General features: G+C 26.7%; 15 protein-coding genes and 1 tRNA gene. 11 read left to right on the top strand and 5 right to left on the bottom strand.

Annotated elements, in window-relative coordinates; translation table 11 throughout:
- Positions 1–104: 104 nt before the first annotated feature.
- Both KQY27_RS06030 and KQY27_RS06025 read right to left on the bottom strand, forming a co-directional pair.
- Positions 105–485 carry a YbaN family protein gene (locus tag KQY27_RS06030; RefSeq protein ID WP_224425668.1) on the bottom strand — a complete coding sequence of 127 codons (381 nt, stop codon included), beginning with the start codon at positions 483–485 and terminating at the stop codon, positions 105–107.
- A gap of 114 nt (positions 486–599) precedes the next feature.
- Positions 600–2111, bottom strand: a complete 1512-nt coding sequence (locus KQY27_RS06025) for a catalase (RefSeq protein WP_224425667.1) — start codon at positions 2109–2111, stop codon at positions 600–602.
- Positions 2112–2508: 397 nt separating this feature from the next.
- On the opposite strand from KQY27_RS06025, the gene KQY27_RS06020 reads away from it, so the two are divergent.
- Positions 2509–2796, top strand: a complete 288-nt coding sequence (locus KQY27_RS06020) for a hypothetical protein (protein WP_224425666.1) — start codon at positions 2509–2511, stop codon at positions 2794–2796.
- A 108-nt stretch (positions 2797–2904) separates the two neighbouring features.
- Here the strand turns inward: KQY27_RS06020 and hisH are convergent, their stop codons facing one another.
- Positions 2905–3522 (bottom strand): imidazole glycerol phosphate synthase subunit HisH, encoded by a 618-nt coding sequence (gene hisH, locus KQY27_RS06015; RefSeq protein WP_224425665.1) that lies wholly within the window; start codon positions 3520–3522, stop codon positions 2905–2907.
- 584 nt (positions 3523–4106) lie between these two features.
- On the opposite strand from hisH, the gene KQY27_RS06010 reads away from it, so the two are divergent.
- Positions 4107–4526: a pentapeptide repeat-containing protein gene (locus KQY27_RS06010; protein ID WP_224425664.1), complete on the top strand. Its 420-nt coding sequence runs from the start codon at positions 4107–4109 to the stop codon at positions 4524–4526.
- Between the two features lie 234 nt (positions 4527–4760).
- Here KQY27_RS06010 and cfbD read toward each other — a convergent pair whose 3' ends face one another.
- Positions 4761–5855, bottom strand: coding sequence for a Ni-sirohydrochlorin a,c-diamide reductive cyclase catalytic subunit (cfbD, locus tag KQY27_RS06005; RefSeq protein WP_224425663.1), 1095 nt, complete (start codon positions 5853–5855; stop codon positions 4761–4763).
- Positions 5856–6388: 533 nt separating this feature from the next.
- On the opposite strand from cfbD, the gene KQY27_RS06000 reads away from it, so the two are divergent.
- The 9 genes from KQY27_RS06000 (at position 6389) to KQY27_RS05960 (ending at position 17726) form a co-directional block, all read left to right on the top strand.
- On the top strand, positions 6389–7786 hold the full coding sequence (locus tag KQY27_RS06000; protein WP_224425662.1) for an AIR synthase-related protein: 1398 nt from the start codon (positions 6389–6391) through the stop codon (positions 7784–7786).
- Between the two features lie 107 nt (positions 7787–7893).
- Positions 7894–8349, top strand: a complete 456-nt coding sequence (locus tag KQY27_RS05995; protein ID WP_224425661.1) for a hypothetical protein — start codon at positions 7894–7896, stop codon at positions 8347–8349.
- A 276-nt stretch (positions 8350–8625) separates the two neighbouring features.
- A tRNA-Arg gene (locus KQY27_RS05990) sits at positions 8626–8698 on the top strand.
- Positions 8699–8766: 68 nt separating this feature from the next.
- Entirely contained in the window at positions 8767–10059 is a 1293-nt protein-coding gene (gene truD, locus KQY27_RS05985; protein WP_224425660.1) for a tRNA pseudouridine(13) synthase TruD, read from the top strand.
- Between the two features lie 222 nt (positions 10060–10281).
- Positions 10282–10671, top strand: a complete 390-nt coding sequence (locus tag KQY27_RS05980) for a DUF126 domain-containing protein (RefSeq protein ID WP_224425704.1) — start codon at positions 10282–10284, stop codon at positions 10669–10671.
- 1062 nt (positions 10672–11733) lie between these two features.
- On the top strand, positions 11734–12981 hold the full coding sequence (locus KQY27_RS05975; RefSeq protein WP_224425659.1) for an amidohydrolase family protein: 1248 nt from the start codon (positions 11734–11736) through the stop codon (positions 12979–12981).
- A gap of 241 nt (positions 12982–13222) precedes the next feature.
- A complete protein-coding gene (locus KQY27_RS05970; protein ID WP_224425658.1) occupies positions 13223–13696 on the top strand; it encodes a MarR family winged helix-turn-helix transcriptional regulator in 474 nt (157 codons plus the stop codon).
- Positions 13697–13860: 164 nt separating this feature from the next.
- Entirely contained in the window at positions 13861–14709 is an 849-nt protein-coding gene (locus KQY27_RS05965; protein WP_224425657.1) for a hypothetical protein, read from the top strand.
- 236 nt (positions 14710–14945) lie between these two features.
- Positions 14946–17726 carry a heavy metal translocating P-type ATPase gene (locus tag KQY27_RS05960; RefSeq protein ID WP_224425656.1) on the top strand — a complete coding sequence of 927 codons (2781 nt, stop codon included), beginning with the start codon at positions 14946–14948 and terminating at the stop codon, positions 17724–17726.
- A 75-nt stretch (positions 17727–17801) separates the two neighbouring features.
- Here the strand turns inward: KQY27_RS05960 and KQY27_RS05955 are convergent, their stop codons facing one another.
- On the bottom strand, positions 17802–18650 hold the full coding sequence (locus tag KQY27_RS05955) for a hypothetical protein (RefSeq protein ID WP_224425655.1): 849 nt from the start codon (positions 18648–18650) through the stop codon (positions 17802–17804).
- Between the last annotated feature and the right edge of the window lie 185 nt (positions 18651–18835).

Genomic DNA, 18835 nt, shown 5'->3' with positions numbered 1-18835 from the left:
AAAAAATAAAAAAATAATTGTATTAAAAATTAAATAAATCATTTATAATATCTATAATTATGATATAAATATGTAATTATGAATTAAATTATTTTATATAGAGATTATTCGGCTTTTTCTTCTATTTTTGTTTTTAAAAGTAAAATATGAATACTAACTCCGATTCCAACAACAGCTAGCACAATAAACATAATTGGCTTATTTATAATGAAAGCTGAAATAATCAACATTATCCATAAGAATATTAAACTATTTCTTTTAACATCTATTGGTACGCCTTGTTTATTTTTGTAGTTTTCTATATAGCTACCAAAGTACCTATTATTAGATATCCATTTTTCAGCTCTTTTTGAACTTTTTCCAAAGCATGCTGCTGCAGCTATAATAAAAGGAGTAGTAGGAAGTACTGGGAGAGCCACTCCTACAGCACCTATGCCTACTAAAACTACACCTAAACTAAAGAAAAGTGTTCTTTTAGTATCCATATTAAATCTATTTAATTTTTTGTCTATTTTATACTATTTCTATTATTTCTATTATTTTTACTCTTTTTACTCTTTTCTATGAAATCAAGTAATAAATTAATATAAGTAGTTATATCATTGTTTTGTAGCTTCTACTCTTTCTTCTTGAGTCATTTCAGATAATTCTTTGACTTTACTGACATCAAGACCAATAGCTTCAGCTACACGAGAACCATATTCGGGGTCTGCTTTGTAAAAAAGAGAGCATTGCCTGTATTGGATTCTTTCTTGAGCATTACCTAAATGTACTTGTATATTGTATACAAGATGATCTTTATCTTCATCAGATAAAACTCTTCTCCAAAGTTCACCAGTTTGGAAGAAGTCAATGTCTTCGGTTGGTCTAGTATGTCTGTTGATTTCAGCATCTACTTCTATGGTTGGTGGGGTAACTGTTTCATCAGGTTCTGGACCATTAAATGAGTTTGGATAGTAGTTAGGACCACTTCCACCATTACCATCAACAGCCATATAGCTATCTCTTTGATAGGTATTAACTTCTGTATTTTTTGCTCTGTTTACTGGAATTTGGTGATGATTTGGACCTAATCTATGTCTTTGAGTATCTTCATAAGAGAATAATCTTCCTTGTAATAATCTATCTGGAGAAGGACCAATACCTGGAACAAAGTTAGAAGGTGCAAAAGCTGCTTGTTCAACTTCAGCAAAGAAATTTTCTGGATTTCTGTTTAATACAAACTTTCCAAGAGGGATTAGTGGGTAGTCATCATGGAACCATACTTTTGTTACATCAAATGGATCAAACTTATATTCTTTAGCTTCTTCAGGAGTCATAATCTGAACATAAACATTCCATTCAGGATAGTTTCCCTCTTCAATAGCTTCAAATAAATCTTCAACTGCATGATCTGGATTTTCACCACACATTTTAACAGCTTCATCATTGGTTAAATTTTCTATTCCTTGAGCTGTTTTAAAATGATATTTCACCCAAACATATTCATTTTTTTCATTATACCACATAAATGTATGACTTCCAAACAAATGCATATGTCTAAAGTTCATTGGTGTTCCTCTATCAGTAAACAAAAATGTTGCTTGATGAATAGACTCAGGAGTTAAAGACATAAAGTCCCAAAACATATCTGCATCAGGTAAATTATTTTTAGGATTCCTTTTTTGTGTATGGATAAAATCTGGGAATTTTATTGTATCTCTAATGAAAAATATAGGGGTATTGTTACCAACAAGATCATAATTACCTTCTTCTGTATAAAATTTCATAGCTGTTCCACGTGGATCTCTTTTTGCATCAGCAGAACCTCTTTCTCCCCCTACAGTTGAAAATCTTATGAATGCATCTGTTTTTTTACCAACTTCAGAAAGAAATTTTGCTCTAGTGTATTTAGAAAGATCATTTGTAACCTCAAAGTATCCATAGGCTCCAGTTCCTTTCGCATGTACTACTCTTTCAGGAATTCTTTCCCTACCAAAATGCGCAAGTTTCTCAGTTAAATGAGAATCTCCTAACATTACATAGCTAGATCCCTTACCTGTAGTAATGGATGCTTGGTCATTTGGAACTGGAATCCCTTTATTTGTTGTTAATTTTTTCTTATTTGACATATAATCACTTCATGATTTAATGTTCATTTATATTATAACGTCTGTTATTTTTATTATATATTATTTTCGTAATTATCTAATTTTTAGTATGATTTATTTAAAAGTTTTATAAAGAGTTATTTGTCCTTTAAACATACTTTTTTCTTTATATTTCAACTTATTTATTAAATAAATTAATTATTCAATTTATCTGTATAGTATTTATGTATAATTATTGGTTAATTTTTATGTTTCATTATAATATTAATTATTTCTTTTTTAATAAAAATATCAATTACAAAAAATTAATAATATAATAATTAAGATAATATAATTAAAATAATATAATAAAATATGATGAAATTAATATACATAAAAAAATTAATATAAATAAAAATAAATTTCGTAGGTAATTTTCATGGATTTAAATTTAGGAACCGGATATACTGATACATATTTAGAACAAATATTTGTTTTTAACGTCAGAATAAATAAAGAAGATACTTTAAAACCTGCGTTTGATGATTTACCTTTTTGGGTAAATTTTAAAGATAAAGAAGATTATCTTAAATTGCTTGATTTTGGAGTATTCCATATTGAATTATTAAATGGTAAAATATTAGTTGACTGTAAATTAGATCCTGATACAGAGTATGTTGATAAAAATACAGATGTAAAAGGTTATTATAGCTATTCTAGATTATAATTTTTGAGTAAAAATAATTTTTAATTAAAAATAATTAAAATAGAATTAAAAGTATGAAAAATAAGATAGAATAAAAATAATATATGAAATAAATATGGGTAAAACTTCTTAAAAATTTATTGTAACGAAGTTTTTAAGTATTTTTAATCCAGGAACTCCACTTTTTTCTGGATGGAACTGAGTAGCAAATACATTATTTTCACTTAAAACAGCTGGAACATCAAAACCATATTTTGTAATACCTGATATAACATCTTCATCTTCTGGAGATGCATAGTAGGAGTGAACAAAATAAAAATAGTCTTTATCGACTGTATCTATAATAGAACAAGCTTTTGATTTTTCACAAAGAGTCATATCAACCTGATTCCATCCCATATGAGGAACTTTAAGACCATTTTCTTTTGAAAACCTTTTAACTTCTCCTTTGAAAATATCTAACCCTTTAACATTTGGAGTTTCTTCACTACTTGTTAATAATATTTGAAGCCCTAAACATACTCCTAAAAATGGCTTATCATCATTTATATGTTCAATTATTAATTTTTTATAAGGTTCAATATTTTTCATAGCTTCTCCAAATGCTCCTACTCCAGGTAAAACTAGGTATTCAGCATCAGCTATTGTCTCAGGATCGTTTGTAATATTGGACTCTACATCAATCTTAGAAAAACCATTAGAAATACTTCTAAGATTTCCACTCCCATAATCTATAATTGTAATCATGATTTTTGCCTATTAATTAAAATTTTTATATATAATTATTTAATTACTTTTATTAATCAGAATTTTTTTTATTTTATTTTAATTATTTTTATAATTAATCTATTTATTTAATTAATCCATTATTTGATTTTAATTTTATACTAAATATTTTTTATTTTATTAATTATTTATTTTTAACTATTTTGATACATGATTTAATCATATATTTAAAAAATACTATATGTTCTATATTTTATAATCCTATATTTTATAAAATATTTTTATATTAATTTATATTAAAATATTAAAATCAAAAAAGATATTTATTAAATACTAAATTTTTTAATAAAAATTAGATTAATATAAAATTTATATAAAATCATTATAAAATCATTATAAGATAAATTTAAGATTAATATAAGATTAACATAAGACTAATATAAGATAAATTTGAGAATAATAAGATAAAAACTAAGATTAAGCCAAGAAGACTATTATAATTCTTTTTATCCATAATTTTTATTTAATATAATAAAAATAGGAAAAAATATTAACGATTGTTAACAAATATATAGATAAATATATAATATTTTAGAGATGATATAATGAAAGATTATAGGAAAGCTAATTTGGCAGGTTCTGATTTAAGAGATATGGATTTAACTAATATTGATTTTAGAAGAGCTAATTTAGCTAATGTAAATTTATCTGGAAGCAATATTAAAAATTGTGATTTCACATCAGCTAATCTTCGTGGAGCTAATTTAAATGGCACAGATTTGAGAGCAACTAATCTTCGTGGAGTTGATCTTAGCTATACTGATTTAAGAAATGCAAACTTAGAAGGAGCTGATCTTTCCGGAACAAAGTTACATAATGCTAATTTAGAAGGATCAAATTTAGCTAAAGTTTATATTCGCGGAACTGACATCCGTGGAGTTGATTTCAGTAATGTCAACTTGAAAGATGCTATTATTAAGCTTATTTATGATGGAAAATATAAAAGAGTTAGTAGTTTAGTTTAGTTTTTAAATTATTTTTTATATAGTTTAATTTCCTTTAAAGTAAAAAATAAGAATATATAAAATTATAATATTACAATAATAAGTTATATAAATTATATAGGCTATATGAGATATAAGGAATTAAAATTCCTTGAAATCTTTAAAGGTAGGGCATATGATTGTTCTCTACAATTTCAACGATTAATTTCATTTTTTTATCTGAGTTTAACAATTATAGCAATAATTTTTCCAGTTTTAATCCCAACCAACAACGGTCCTTATCATCATTCCAAAGTCAGAATCAACTATATGTTCTGTTCCTAGGGTTTTTGAATGAGCGTCTAGCTCAGCTACGACATGGTCATAACCAAGTTGTCTAAGTGGTTCTACTAATCGTGGGCCGTCTGTTACAGCTATTGTTTCTGTATTTTTGTCGAGTTCTTCGACTTTCAGTGCATGTGGAACTCCTGCTACTATTACAAGATCAAAATTCTTTTCTTTTAAAATTTCTTCAGCTTTTCTTGGGGTAATAGGATATTCATCTAAACCACCAGTTATATAATCAATAGCTATATTATTTTTAGCTAGGTCTTTTTTTATATTTTTGGCATGATCTCTTATTCTTGGAAGTCCTATATTTTCATCAAGATTAGCTATAATAGTTGGTTTGTTGTTTTTATTTGCTTTCTTGTTTATTTCATCAAAATCAATATTCATAACATCTGCAAAAAGATAGCTAGTTTCTTTCTTTGCATTCAACACGAATGCAACCTTTTTTCCATCTTTTATAGATTTTACTACTATTTTAGCTATTTCTTCTTTGTTATCTCCAAAATTTGGTTTAATATATTCTCCTTTTGCCATTCCTCTGGTTTTCTCTGTTTCTGTAGCTAATTTCAGCATCTTAATTTGTCTATCTGCTTCTTCTTGTGGAATAACATTGTATTTGGTAGCTGCTTCTAGTACAGCTATTGCACCTTCTGTGTTATCTCCTTCTCCAAATCCACCATGAGATTCTACTGGTAGAACAACAGCTTCTGTATCTACTTTATCTATAGCTTCCTTCAAGTCTTCCCCAATTATCATACTTGCACAGGTTCCAACTATTCCAACAAGTTTTGGTTTAAACATTTCATCAGCTTTTCTTAGTGTTTCTTCTAGTTTATCACTAGCTCCAAATATAAAATCATTTTCAGCCATAGCTGTTGTTAAAACTCGAACTCCATCACTTTCAAGCAGCCGTCCTGTTCTAAAACAACAACCATGCGGTCCATGCATTATAACAACATCAGCATTCAGATCTCTTAGTGTATAAAGTGAAGCAGCTATTGGGCTTGGTCTTGGATGCATAATTCCCTCTCTTTTAAAATTAATAAAACTAATAAAATTATCTTAATCTGTAATATAATAAATATCGTAACAATAATATAATAAAAAAATTATTTTTTTTCATAGTTTTTTTATTAATATTAGTATTGTTTATTGTGTATTAAATGTAATTAATAATTATTATATAAATTTTTAATATAAGATAAATTATATGGGTAAATTAATAGGATAAATTTTTATACAATTTTTATTTTCTTTTAGTATTTTATTTTAGTTTTCTATTTTTTATTTTCTATTTTTCATCTTTCATCTTTCATTTTTTATTTTTTACTTTTATCTTTTAGATTTTTTGATAATATAAAAATATCAAATTTTATTCAAAATATATTTCTATTTTAAATCAATTTTTTAACTCTAAAACAATTCTTGTATATGGGATTTTTATTTCAAATTCAGTAGCACAAACTTTAAGTACATTATAACTCAATTATTTTAATAGAATTAAATTATTATTCAAATTCCTAAGGTCTTGTTGTTAGGAATCAGGTGTAAAAATGGACATAGAAGGATTTATACGGGATAAATTAGCTAAACAGAACAAATCATTAAATAAAGAAGAAGAAAAATCTCTTGAAGGTATATTAGCTAATAGAATAATGGAATATAAAAATATTAATCATGATAATGCAATTTTAATGGCTAAAAGTGTTATTGATGAAGTTCAAACAACATTGGATATTCAAAATTCAGATGATGAATTTTTAAAAGAATTAATAGCTATTCCAAAAGCAGATATAGCTATGGGTGAAATGGGCGTTGGGTCTCGTGGTGCAGGAGACTTCTTTGTTCACAGAAAAATAGCTGAAATAGTAGCTAGTACAAATTCATCTTCTCTTGTAAATCCAGAAGCTCAAGATGATGGGGGAGTAGTTAAATCACCTGTTGGAAGTGAAGACGATAATGAAGTTTATATTACAACAGCTGTTGATGGGATACATTCAAGATTAAGTGAATATCCTTTCCTTGGAGGTTTCCACGTAGCTAGAGCATCACTAAGAGATGTTTGTGTTATGGGTGCAGAACCAGTAGCTATTATCAGTGACATTCATTTAGCTGATGATGGAGATGTTGGTAAATTATTTGATTTTACAGCAGGTGTAGCTACAGTATCTGAACTTATTGATGTTCCAATAGTAGCTGGAAGTACTCTTCGAGTTGGAGGGGACATGGTTCTTGGAGATAGACTTGTAAGTGCAGTTGGTTCTATAGGTGTATCAAATTATCCTCCAACAGCTAGAAAACGGGCTGAAGCTGGAGATGTGATTCTTCTTACTGAAGGTTCCGGAGGAGGAACTATTACTACAACAGCTATTTATAATGGATTTTCTGATGTAGTATGGGAAACTATGGATATTAGCTTTATTAAAGCTTCTAATGCACTTGTTCGAGATAATCTTGTCAAAGACGTTCATGCAATGACTGATGTTACTAATGGTGGTCTTAGAGGGGATGCTCATGAAATATCCACTACTACAGGTTTAGGGCTTGAATTTAATGAGGAAGACATTAGAAAGATGGTTACTCCAAAAGTTCTTAACATGCTTGAAACTTTAGATATAGATCCTCTTGGTGTTTCAATTGATTCTTTAATGATAGTTGCTCCTGAAGATATAGCTAAAGAAGTCACAAAATCAATAGAATCTGTTGGAGTAAAAATTTCAGAAATTGGTACAGTAGATAATACCGGTATTCCAAGAATGATAAAACAAGACGGAAAAGAAGAAATTCTTGAGCCATTATTTAGGGAAGCTGCTTATACTAAAATCAAAAAGTTAGTTGGTGATACAACTCCTGAAGATTTTGAGATCATGAAGGAAAAAGTTCAAAATGCAGCTAACAATTCAATAAAGAAAAAAGATAAAGTCGTGGATTATATTTTGAATAAAGATTAGATTTTTGTCTATCTAACTAACAGTTTTGAATAAAGATTAGATCTTCAATCTATCTAACTCACTTCTAACTAACTATTATATTTTTAATATATTTAACATATTATATTATGACATTTATAAAAGATAATAAAGGGTTTTTATCACTTTTAGATGGGATATTAGCTATTTTAATACTTTTTATGGGGTTATTAATTTTTAATTCAGTTTTAAATTTCTATTCTCCAACTCCTCAGGATGATCATGTTGATTCTAAAATAGCTAATGATGTTATGGAATTAATGATATTAAATATTGATGAAAATAGCTATTCTACATTGGAATATGTTGTAATTATTCTAAAAGCTAATGATAATAATTTGAACTATGAAACTAAAAATAATATAGCTAATATATTGGGAAATTTTTTAAATAAGATGATTCCAGATAAAAATTATTTGCTTGTTGAAAATAATGTTTTAGATGGTGAAGTTCTTGTTGAAAAAGGTGACATACAGACAGCTTCTAATATTAGTACAACTAATCGTAATTTAGGTGAATATAGTTTCACACTTTCGATTTTTTAGATATTTTTCATGATTTCCTTATTTTGATTATTTTCACTTATTATTTTTACTTATTATTATTCATTTAGATATTTTTATAGAAACTTTATGGATTTTTATAGAACTTTTATAGAAGTTTAATAGAACCTTTAGAGAAGTTTTATATATTTTATAGATTTTATATAATTTTTATAGAAACTTTTTTAAGTGAGATAATTCAAAAAAGAATTATTAACTTAACTTTCTAATTATTAACTTGATATAATAATTATAAAGATTAATTTTTCTTAATTTTTTGCCCTGATAGTGTAGTTGGATAACACGTAGGATTGCGGATCCTATTCCCCGGGTTCAAGTCCCGGTCAGGGCATTTTTTAGACTTTGACATTTTTATGTATTATTGAATTTTTTTTATCAGCTGATTAATGGTAGGATTATATGCTTAATGCTCAAACTTTTGTTACAAAAAATCCTGGAATTGGAGGGACAATACGAGATCGATATGAAGATTTCTATGTAGAAGAGATTCCAATTGAAAATGTACTTCCTAATGGTGAAGGACCAAATGTTTGGATTTGGATTGAAAAACTTGGTAGAACAACTCTTGATGTTCTTATGGATATTTCAAGAGACCTTCATATAAGTAGAAAAAGAATGGGTTTTGCAGGAATGAAAGATAAAAAGGCAATAACTCGTCAATGGATCTGTATAAGTAATATGGATAGTGAAGAACAATTTGAGGAAGTTAAAGCATTAGATGGGAAAATTTACAACACAGAATTTTTAAAAATTATTAGAGGGCAAAAAAAGCTTAGGATGGGTCAGTTAATTGGAAACAAATTTAAAATTTTAATCAAAAATATTAATAAGGAATTTTCCAATGAAGAAGCAGCAAAAACTGCTAATGATGTATTAAAACAACTTGAAGAAGTTGGAGTTCCTAATTATTTTGGATGGCAAAGATTTGGAAAACCAAGAACTAATACTCATCTTGTTGGGAAAGCATTAGTAGATAATGACTTGGCCGAAGCTGTGAGATTATATATTGGAAATCCCTATGATAATGAGCCAGAAAAAGTTAAAATAGCTAGGCAAGCTTATGATGATGGAAAAATTGAAAAATCTTTAGAACTTATGCCTATTGGTATGCGTTATGAACGTATGATGTTAAAAGAACTTTTTAAAGAGCAAAAAAAGAGAGGAAAATCTGGAGAAGTTCTTGATGATAGATCTTATAAAAAAGCTTTATTTTCTTTACCAAAACCTCTTCAAAGAATGTTTGTCCATGCATATCAATCTTATTTGTTTAATAAAGCTGTTAGTAACAGAGTAGCTATGGGTATTAATGAATATATTGAAGGAGATATTGTTATTGACAATGAAGAACACATTCTTCATGATGAATCTCCAGAAAAACTTTCATCTATGATAGCTAATTTTGAAGCTAATCCTACTTCACCATTATATGGTACAAAAGTTCCATTTGCTGAAGGTGATGTTGGAACTATGGAAAGAGAAGTACTTAAAGAAGAAGGTCTTAAAAAAGAAGATTTTGAATGTCCAAAAACACCAAAATTAGGAAGTCATGGATTAAGACGAAGTATGCGTTTTAAAGTATGGGATAGTAGTGCAGTAGCTACTGATGATGGTGTTTTAGTGGAATTTTCAATAAATAAAGGTTCTTATGCAACAGCTGTACTTCGTGAAATTATGAAAAATGAAGTTGTTTAGCTATAATAAAGTTATAATAGTGTAGATTTGTTTAATTTAAATAATAATGAAATAATAATGAAATTGATAAGATTTTATATTTTAGTATTTATATAGATATTTTATATAGATTATATAGATATATTATAGATAGTATAAAATAGATAGCATAAATTATAGATATATAAATAGCTTAATTTTAAGATAGCTTAATATTATTTTTAAAAAGGAATGATTAAAATGATTATTAAATGTAGAACTATTTCAAAAGGAGAAGCTAAAGGTGAATTAATTGTAAGTAGTGAACCACTTAGTTTTTTAGGAGGAGTTAATCCAAACACAGGGGAAGTTATCGATCCTAACCATGAATTAAAAGGTAAATTTATAAATGATAAGATACTTTTTATTCCTGGTGGAAAAGGTTCTACAGTTGGTTCTTATGTTATATTTCAGATGAAAAAGAATAATGTTGCTCCTGCTGCAATTATATGTTTAAATGCAGAACCAATAATAGCTACTGGGGCTATAATGTCTGATATTCCCATGGTAGATTCTCCAAAAACTACTGAAGAGCTTATTTCTGGAGTTAAAGTAGCTGTTAATGCTGAAAAAGGTGAAATAACTTTATTATAATTTTTATTTTTAATTTAACTACTTTATTCAAATTATTCATATTATTTACATTAATTGCTTTATTTTCGTTAATTACATTAATTATATTATTTATATTATTTTTTTATTTATTTTATTTTCAATTGTTTATTTAGATAATAAAGAGTTTATTAAATCAAATTAGATTAAATTTAAAAATAAAAAGTAAAATATATAAAAAATAGAACCTATAATTGAATTATAATAAAAATAATTAGAAAAAGTATGGATAGAGGTTAAATGAACAAAAATATCTCATTTTAATGAAGAAATTATCTTTCATAAAACCTCTGACTCGTACCATACAACAATTAATTATTTGTAGTCATTGGATATATATTTTTCTATTTTTATTAATATAATATAAAATATTATTATAGTAATATTTTTATAGTAGAAAAATATAATATTTACTGTAGTATCACTAACTTGAAAAATTCATTGAAATATATTTTTCATGGGGAAGACTCGTACCTTACAACTCAATGAGCCTTCTCACAAAATTTGAGGAGGTGGTACTATGGAATTAAAAGTAATATTGTTCATATGTACAATATTAAGTAGATATTATCTTGAAATTACATTAAGTATCATACTCATTCTTAGATTACTTATTTAAATGAATATCTAAGAAATAAAGTTGGTGTACTACACCATGATTATTCTCTTTAATTAATAATTAATAATAAAAAAATAAATCATAAGTTATTATAATTGGATTTTATTTTCCTAAAATCAACAGTATTATTTTTATTTCTAGAAAACCATATTTTACTATATTTTTATATAATTATTTTTATTTTATTATATTTTAATTTTTTTAACATAAATACAATTATAATAACTTATTAAACAATATATAAAGCTTTAATTCATTTTGTACTTATAAAATAATTAATATTCAAAATATAACGTCATATCCAAATAAAAAATTAATTAAAGTAACGTTAAATTAATTAAGATAAAGTTTCTAATATATATTAAGAATAATAAATATAACAAAATAAGATATAACAAAATAAAAATAAACACTAAGTTGATTTGATGAATTCTATTTTAATTAAAAATATAACAATTATTAACCCTGTGGATAAGGAACCTTTAGAAAATGTAGCTATTCTAATTAAAAATAAAAAGATAGCTAATATCGGTAAATCAACTTGTATTGATATCGATGATGGAACTAAAGTTATTGATGGTGATGGAAAATTTATTCTTCCAGGATTTATTGATATGCATGTTCATGTAATGGCAAATGGGTTTATTAAGGAAGATGATTTAACTAATCCAGTAGCTAATTATTTTTACCAAGCTGTAGTGAATATGAAGGACACTATCAATGCAGGAGTTACCTATGTTCGTGATTGTGGATTAGCTGATATTGGAGTTAAAACAGCTGTAAATAAGAAGATATTTCCCGCTCCAAAGATGAAAATAAGTGTAATGCCACTTTCTATAACTGGAGGTCATTTTGATTTCTATCTTAATTCTGGCATTGATATGATTATACAATATCCGGGATTACCTCATCCTGTTTGTGATGGTATTGAAGGAGTCCTTGCTAAAACAAGAGAAGTTTTTAGGGCACGAGCTGATTTTATAAAAGTAATGGCAACTGGGGGAGTTATTAGTCCAAATGATGCTCCTGAATATTCTCAGTTTAATGTGAAAGAATTAAAGACAATTGTAAAAGAAGCTAATATGAGGGGAGGAGCTAAAGTATCTGCTCATGCTCATGGTCTTGGTGGAATTAAAAACTCTGTTAAAGCTGGAATCCAGTTTATTGAACATGGAACTTATATTGATAATGAAACAGCTGAATTGATGGTTAAAAAAGGAACTTATCTAATACCAACATGTTCTGTAATGGGTGGAGCAGTTGATCAAGCTAATCAAGGATTACTCACAGAGGAAAGTGCTAAAAATGCACTAGAAGCTGATAGGGTACATAAAGGTAATATGATAACAGCATACAAAGCTGGAGTTAAAATGCTTATGGGAACTGACTCTGGTGTCAGTCCTCATGGTAATAATCTTAGAGAATTAGAGCTACTTTGTGATATTGGAATGAGTCCTATGGAAGCTATTTCTTCTGGAACAATTGAAGCAGCTAAAGCTTTAGAAATTGATAATGAAGTTGGTTCAATAGAAATCGGAAAATCTGCAGATATGATAATGGTTGAAAAAAATCCATTAAATGATATTTCTCATTTAGGTAATCCTGTTAATATTTTAATGGTTATCCAAGATGGAAATATTGTTAAGGATATAATTAATATTCAAAATGAATAATTTAAAGCTATTTGATTCTTTTTTCTTCTATAATACTTACATTATACTTATTTTTTATCATTTCTTATTATTTCTTATTATTTTTATTATTCTTTATTGTTTTTCATTTGTTTTTAAATTTTTAAATTTTTAAATATTTTATATAAATTAATTTAATTTTTCAGAAATATTTTATCAGAAATATTTATATAAAATAAATACAATATAATAATAGTGTATATACACGATTAGGATAAATATTATGAAAAGAGATACTAAAAAAAATCTTGATACATGTAATTGCAAGGATGATTGCAATTGTACTGCTAATGGTTCTATATGTTATTGCTTAGATATAAGAAAAGCATCTCAGAATATTACTAAAATGTATTCTGAAGCTTTAAAACCAACTTCATTAACTCCTACACAATTTGGACTTCTGAAACATGTTGAAAGTATGGGTCCTGTAAATGTGACAAATTTAGCTAAACAAATGGGATTGGATAGAACAACTTTAGTTAGATCTCTTAAAATTCTTGAAAATAAAGGCTTTATAGAAGATATTTCACAAAATACTCAGCGAAATAGAAGACTAATACTAACTAAATCTGGAGATGAAGTTCTTAAAAAAGCTATTATATTATGGAATAGTGTTCAAAAGAAACTTGAAAAGCACTTAGGAAAGAATGATTTGCAAAAAATGCTTGAATTAATTTCTAAATTGGAAAATATATGATTAATAAATTTTAAAATTGATTATATTTAATCAAAATTGTTCAAATTAATTATAATTATTTATACTTGTTTAAAAGTATTTAAAATTATTTAAAAATAATAAAATAAATTAATTTTATTTAAGATTATTAAGATTAATAAATCATCTTATAAAGGAATAATAATATGAAAGATTATTTAATAAATAAAATAACTGAATTTATAATGGATAATGGGGATAGCTATTTTGATTTTTTAGATGGAGCTGCTTATAAAAAACCTTTAATTAAATTTGCTTCAGCTAAAGATCCAATATTCGGTGATTTTAAGGAAATTATCGGTGAATTTCATTTGACACCTAAAGAAGTCTTTGAAATGTCTCATGGAGAAGGAACATTTGAAAATGGTTCAGTTATCTCTATTGCTTTACCTTATAGTGATGAAGTAATAGAAAGCAATAGAAATAGAGACTGGCCTTCTGAAAAATGGACATTGATGAGAACATTTGGAATCGATGATTTTGGAATATTAATTTCCAATTATATTAAAGAGATATTAACCAAAAAAGGATATCGGGCTGTTAATCCATGTACTGAAAAATATCATGGAAAAGTCATGAGTGAAACTGGTCCCTCTTCTAATTGGTCTCAAAGACACATAGCTTATGCTACAGGAATGGGAACCTTCAGTTTGAATGCAGGGTTTATAACAGAAAAAGGAATAGCAGTAACACTTTTTTCAATTGTTACAGATTTAGTAGTTAAAAGTGATGATAGAACAGCTAAAAACCACACTGATAACTGTCTTTTTTTCCATAAAGGGAAATGTAAAAAGTGTATTAAAAAATGTCCTGCTAATGCACTTTCTGAAAATGGAATTGATAAAGAAAAATGCTTCAATATGGGATATGGGGAAAAAGCTCAAAATTACGCCAAATCTGTTGGTGCAAATCCAAATTCAGGTTCTGGATGTGGATTATGTCAAGTTGGAGTGCCATGTGAAAGTCAAAATCCCACAAAACCTAAAATAAAATAAAATAAATAATAAATATAAAATTTAAAGGTAGTTAAAAATATTAATTAGTTTTGACAAATATATAGTAAATATATAATTAATTATTAATATTATTAATATTATTAATTTCATTAATTAATCTAATAATCTAATTAATTTAATTAATTTAGTTTTATTAATTTAATTTCATTATTAAATTGATAAATATATCCCTAATTAATTTAAAATCTTTATCTAAATCATTTCAAGTGATTTAAATGGCTAATGAAAAAGATATATCTAAAAAAACAACCAAAAAATTGGAAATTCCAATAGAAGGTATGCATTGTGCATCATGTGCATTAAATGTTGAAAATTCTATAAATAAGTTAGATGGGGCTGAAGCTCAAGTTGATATTAATACAAATAAAGCAAGAGTTGAATATGACCCGGAAAAGGTAGCTGTCTCAGACATTGATAAAAGTGTTGAAGATGCAGGATTCAGTGTTCGAAAATCTGAAGTTACCTTAAAAATAGCTGGAATGCATTGTGCTAACTGTGTTTTAAATATTGAAAAAGCATTAAATGCTCTTGATGGAGTTTATTCTGCAACTGTAAATTTAAGTTCTGAGAAAGCTTTAGTAATTTACAATAATAATCTTGTTAATATTGATGACATGGGCAAATCTATTGAAGATCTTGGTTTTGATTTTTTAGGAGTAGCTAATCAAATTGATGCAAATTTAGATGATGAAATTTATGAAAAAGACTTAAATGATAAAAGAAATAGGATTATCGTGGGTTTTGTCTTCTCAGGAATATTGATGGGAATAATGTTTTCACCACATATGTTTTTTGAAGATCTTGGAATTTCAATGTCATTACTTTCATTGATTGTAGCTATAATTCCATTTATTTATGTTTCATATCCAATTATTAAAGCAGGTTTTAATTCATTAGTTCATAAAAACTTGGATATGGATGTAATGTATACAATGGGTATTTTAGTTGCATTTGTATCAAGTTTACTTGGTACTTTCAATATAATTCTCAATTCAAGTTTTATGTTTTATGAAACAGCTATTATGTTAGCATCATTTTTAATGTTAGGAAGATATTTAGAAGCAAGAGCTAAAAGAAAAACCTCAACTTCTATTAAAGAATTAATTGGACTTCAACCAAAAACAGCTACTCTTTTAGTTAAGAATGATAATGAATATGAAGCTGAAAATAGTGATGGGGAAGAAAATATAAAAGATAATAATGATTTTGTGGAAAAACAAATTCTTATTGAAGACATAGCGATTGATGATTTATTACTAGTTCGCCCTGGGGATAAAATACCTGCTGATGCAGTTGTTTCTAGTGGAAATAGCTATGTTGATGAAGCTATGATTACTGGTGAACCAATACCAAAACTTAAAGAGAAAGGTGAGGATGTCTTCGCAGGAACTATTAATCAGGATGGAATTTTAAGAATTAAAGCTAAAAAAATCGGAAAAGAAACTGTCTTATCTCAAATCATTGACCTTGTTGAAAAAGCACAATCTTCTAAACCTCCTGTTCAAAAATTAGCTGATCAAGTAGTAAAATACTTTATTCCAACAATTCTTACTATAGCTATATTATCTTTTATTCTCTGGTACTTTATATTTGAATCTACATTATTGTTTGCTCTTACAACTCTTATTTCAATTCTTGTTGTAGCTTGTCCTTGTGCATTGGGATTAGCTACTCCAACAGCCGTTACTGTTGGTATAGGAAGATCTGCTGAATATGGAATATTGATTAAAAATGGTGAAACTTTAGAAAATGCTGGAAGCATTGATGTGGCTGTTTTTGATAAAACTGGAACTATTACTGAAGGTAAACCCGAAATTGAGGATATTTTCATCATCGATGGAACAGAATCTATTTTGAAGAAAAATGAAGTGATAGAAAATACTGGTGGAGATTGGATAGTTGTAGAAGATCCTTCAATTCCTGGAAAACAAGTAAATGTTGAAAAAGAAGAATTAGATGAAAATACTTTTAAAAATTCTCAATCAGACGACCAAGCTAAAGAAGAAATTCTTAAACTTATAGCTAGTTTGGAAAATAATTCTACTCATCCAATAGCTAAAGCTATTGTTAAAAAAGCAAATTCTCTTGATTTAAACCTTGAAACTATTGATAATTTTGAAAATATCACTGGAAAAGGGTTGAAAGGAGAAATTAATGGAAAAACAATTTTAGCTGGAAATCAGTCTCTTTTAGAAGATGAAAATATTTCAAATACTGAAAATATTGTTTCTTATTCTAAAGCTTTAGAAAAATATAATGAGTTTGTTGATCAAGGTAAAACTGCAATATTTTTAGTTTATAATGATCATATTAAGGGAATAATTACTCTTATGGATAAAATAAGAGATAACTCAAAGAAAACTATTAATGAACTCCATAAAATGAATATAAGTACTTTTATGGTTACTGGGGATAATGAAAAAACAGCAATGAATGTAGCTAATTCGGTTGGTATTGATAAAGTTATAGCTAATGTCTTACCAGGTGAAAAACTTGATAAAGTAGTTGAAATTCAAAATCAGGAAGAGTTAAAACAAGAACAAGCTGGAATATTAGAAAAAGAGAAAGAAAAAATAGAAGGAAAAGTAGAAGGAATAAATAAAAATTTCAAGGAAGTTCTTTTTGTTGGAGATGGAATCAATGATGCTCCTGCACTTTCACAAGCTGATGTTGGTGTTGCACTTGGGAGTGGAACAGATGTGGCTATGGAAAGTGGGGATGTTGTTCTTATGGAAGGAAATCTAGAGAATGTTGTTGCAGCTATCCAATTTTCTAATAAAGTCATGACAAGAATTAAAGAAAACATATTTTGGGCATTTGCATATAATATAATTCTTATTCCAGTAGCAGCAGGCTTATTGTATCCATTTTTTGGTATAGTTTTTAGACCTGAGTTTGCTGGTTTAGCTATGGCATTAAGTTCAGTTACTGTGATTTCATTATCTCTTATGTTAAGAGGATATGTTCCTCCGATTAAACGCGTAATTCGCGAATGAATCATTTGAATAATTAACTGTTTATTTAATAATAAATCAATGATAATAAAAAGAAAAGTAATGATTTTATTTTTATTATTTTGATTCTTCTAATTCTATTTTAACAGGTCCAAATTTTTTAGCAAATAGATTATATAATATTGAACTTATAGCTCCGTATATAAATCCTCCAATTAATCCTCCAATTGTAAGTCCTATAATTAAAATTAAATTAGCTGGAAGACTTCCAGATACTATACTAAATATAATACCATATATTAATCCAAATACTAAAGAAATAATTGCTGTGATAATTCCTGCACTTTTTGGATTTATGGAGTCTATTTTTGTTAAATTTCCTTCTTGAGATAGAGATAATTTTAATCCGCCTATTTTAGGATTTACTTTATTAAATACAAAAGCACCAATAATTGTGAATATAAGTCCAATAATAAATGCATATATAATGAAAAATGGAGTAAATGCTAAACTTGCAGGATAAACTAACCATGCATATCCTTGTAAACTAATAGCTTGTAATAATTGAACTAAAATTGAAACAAATGATAATATAAGAAAAATTAGTGGATATACTATTAGTGCAGCTATTAAAGATATAAATGCAGCTATTAAAGATGTTGATACAACTGAAACATTTGTAATTTTACTCATATCAGCAATATTTAATTTAACAGGCCTCATTCTGTTTGCAAAGTAGTTATATAAAAATGAAATACCGAAATATCCTGAGATACTAAATATAATTGTTCCGAAAATAATTGCTATTCCAATAATACCAAAACTAGCATCAAATCTTCCAAGTATTGAAGAGAATGCTATTATTATGGCTGCAGTAAATATTATACTCCATACTAATGTTATGGAAGTACCCATTATAGTTATTGATGATAAATCAATTGATTTTAAACTTTTTAAATCTGCCATATTTAAACCTCTATTTGAATAATCTTATGTATTTATTAATATTTTTATTAATATTTATTAATTCTATTAAAATTCAATTAAAATTCTATTAATTTTATTAGTTTTATTAGTTTTATTTATTTTATTTATTTTATTATTTTTAATTTTATTAATATTCATTTTAATAAATATTAAATTAAGATTTT

Origin of the sequence: Methanobrevibacter sp. TMH8 (assembly GCF_020148105.1) — an archaeon.
Classification (GTDB): domain Archaea; phylum Methanobacteriota; class Methanobacteria; order Methanobacteriales; family Methanobacteriaceae; genus Methanobinarius.
This window is presented reverse-complemented; position numbering and strand designations above follow the sequence as displayed.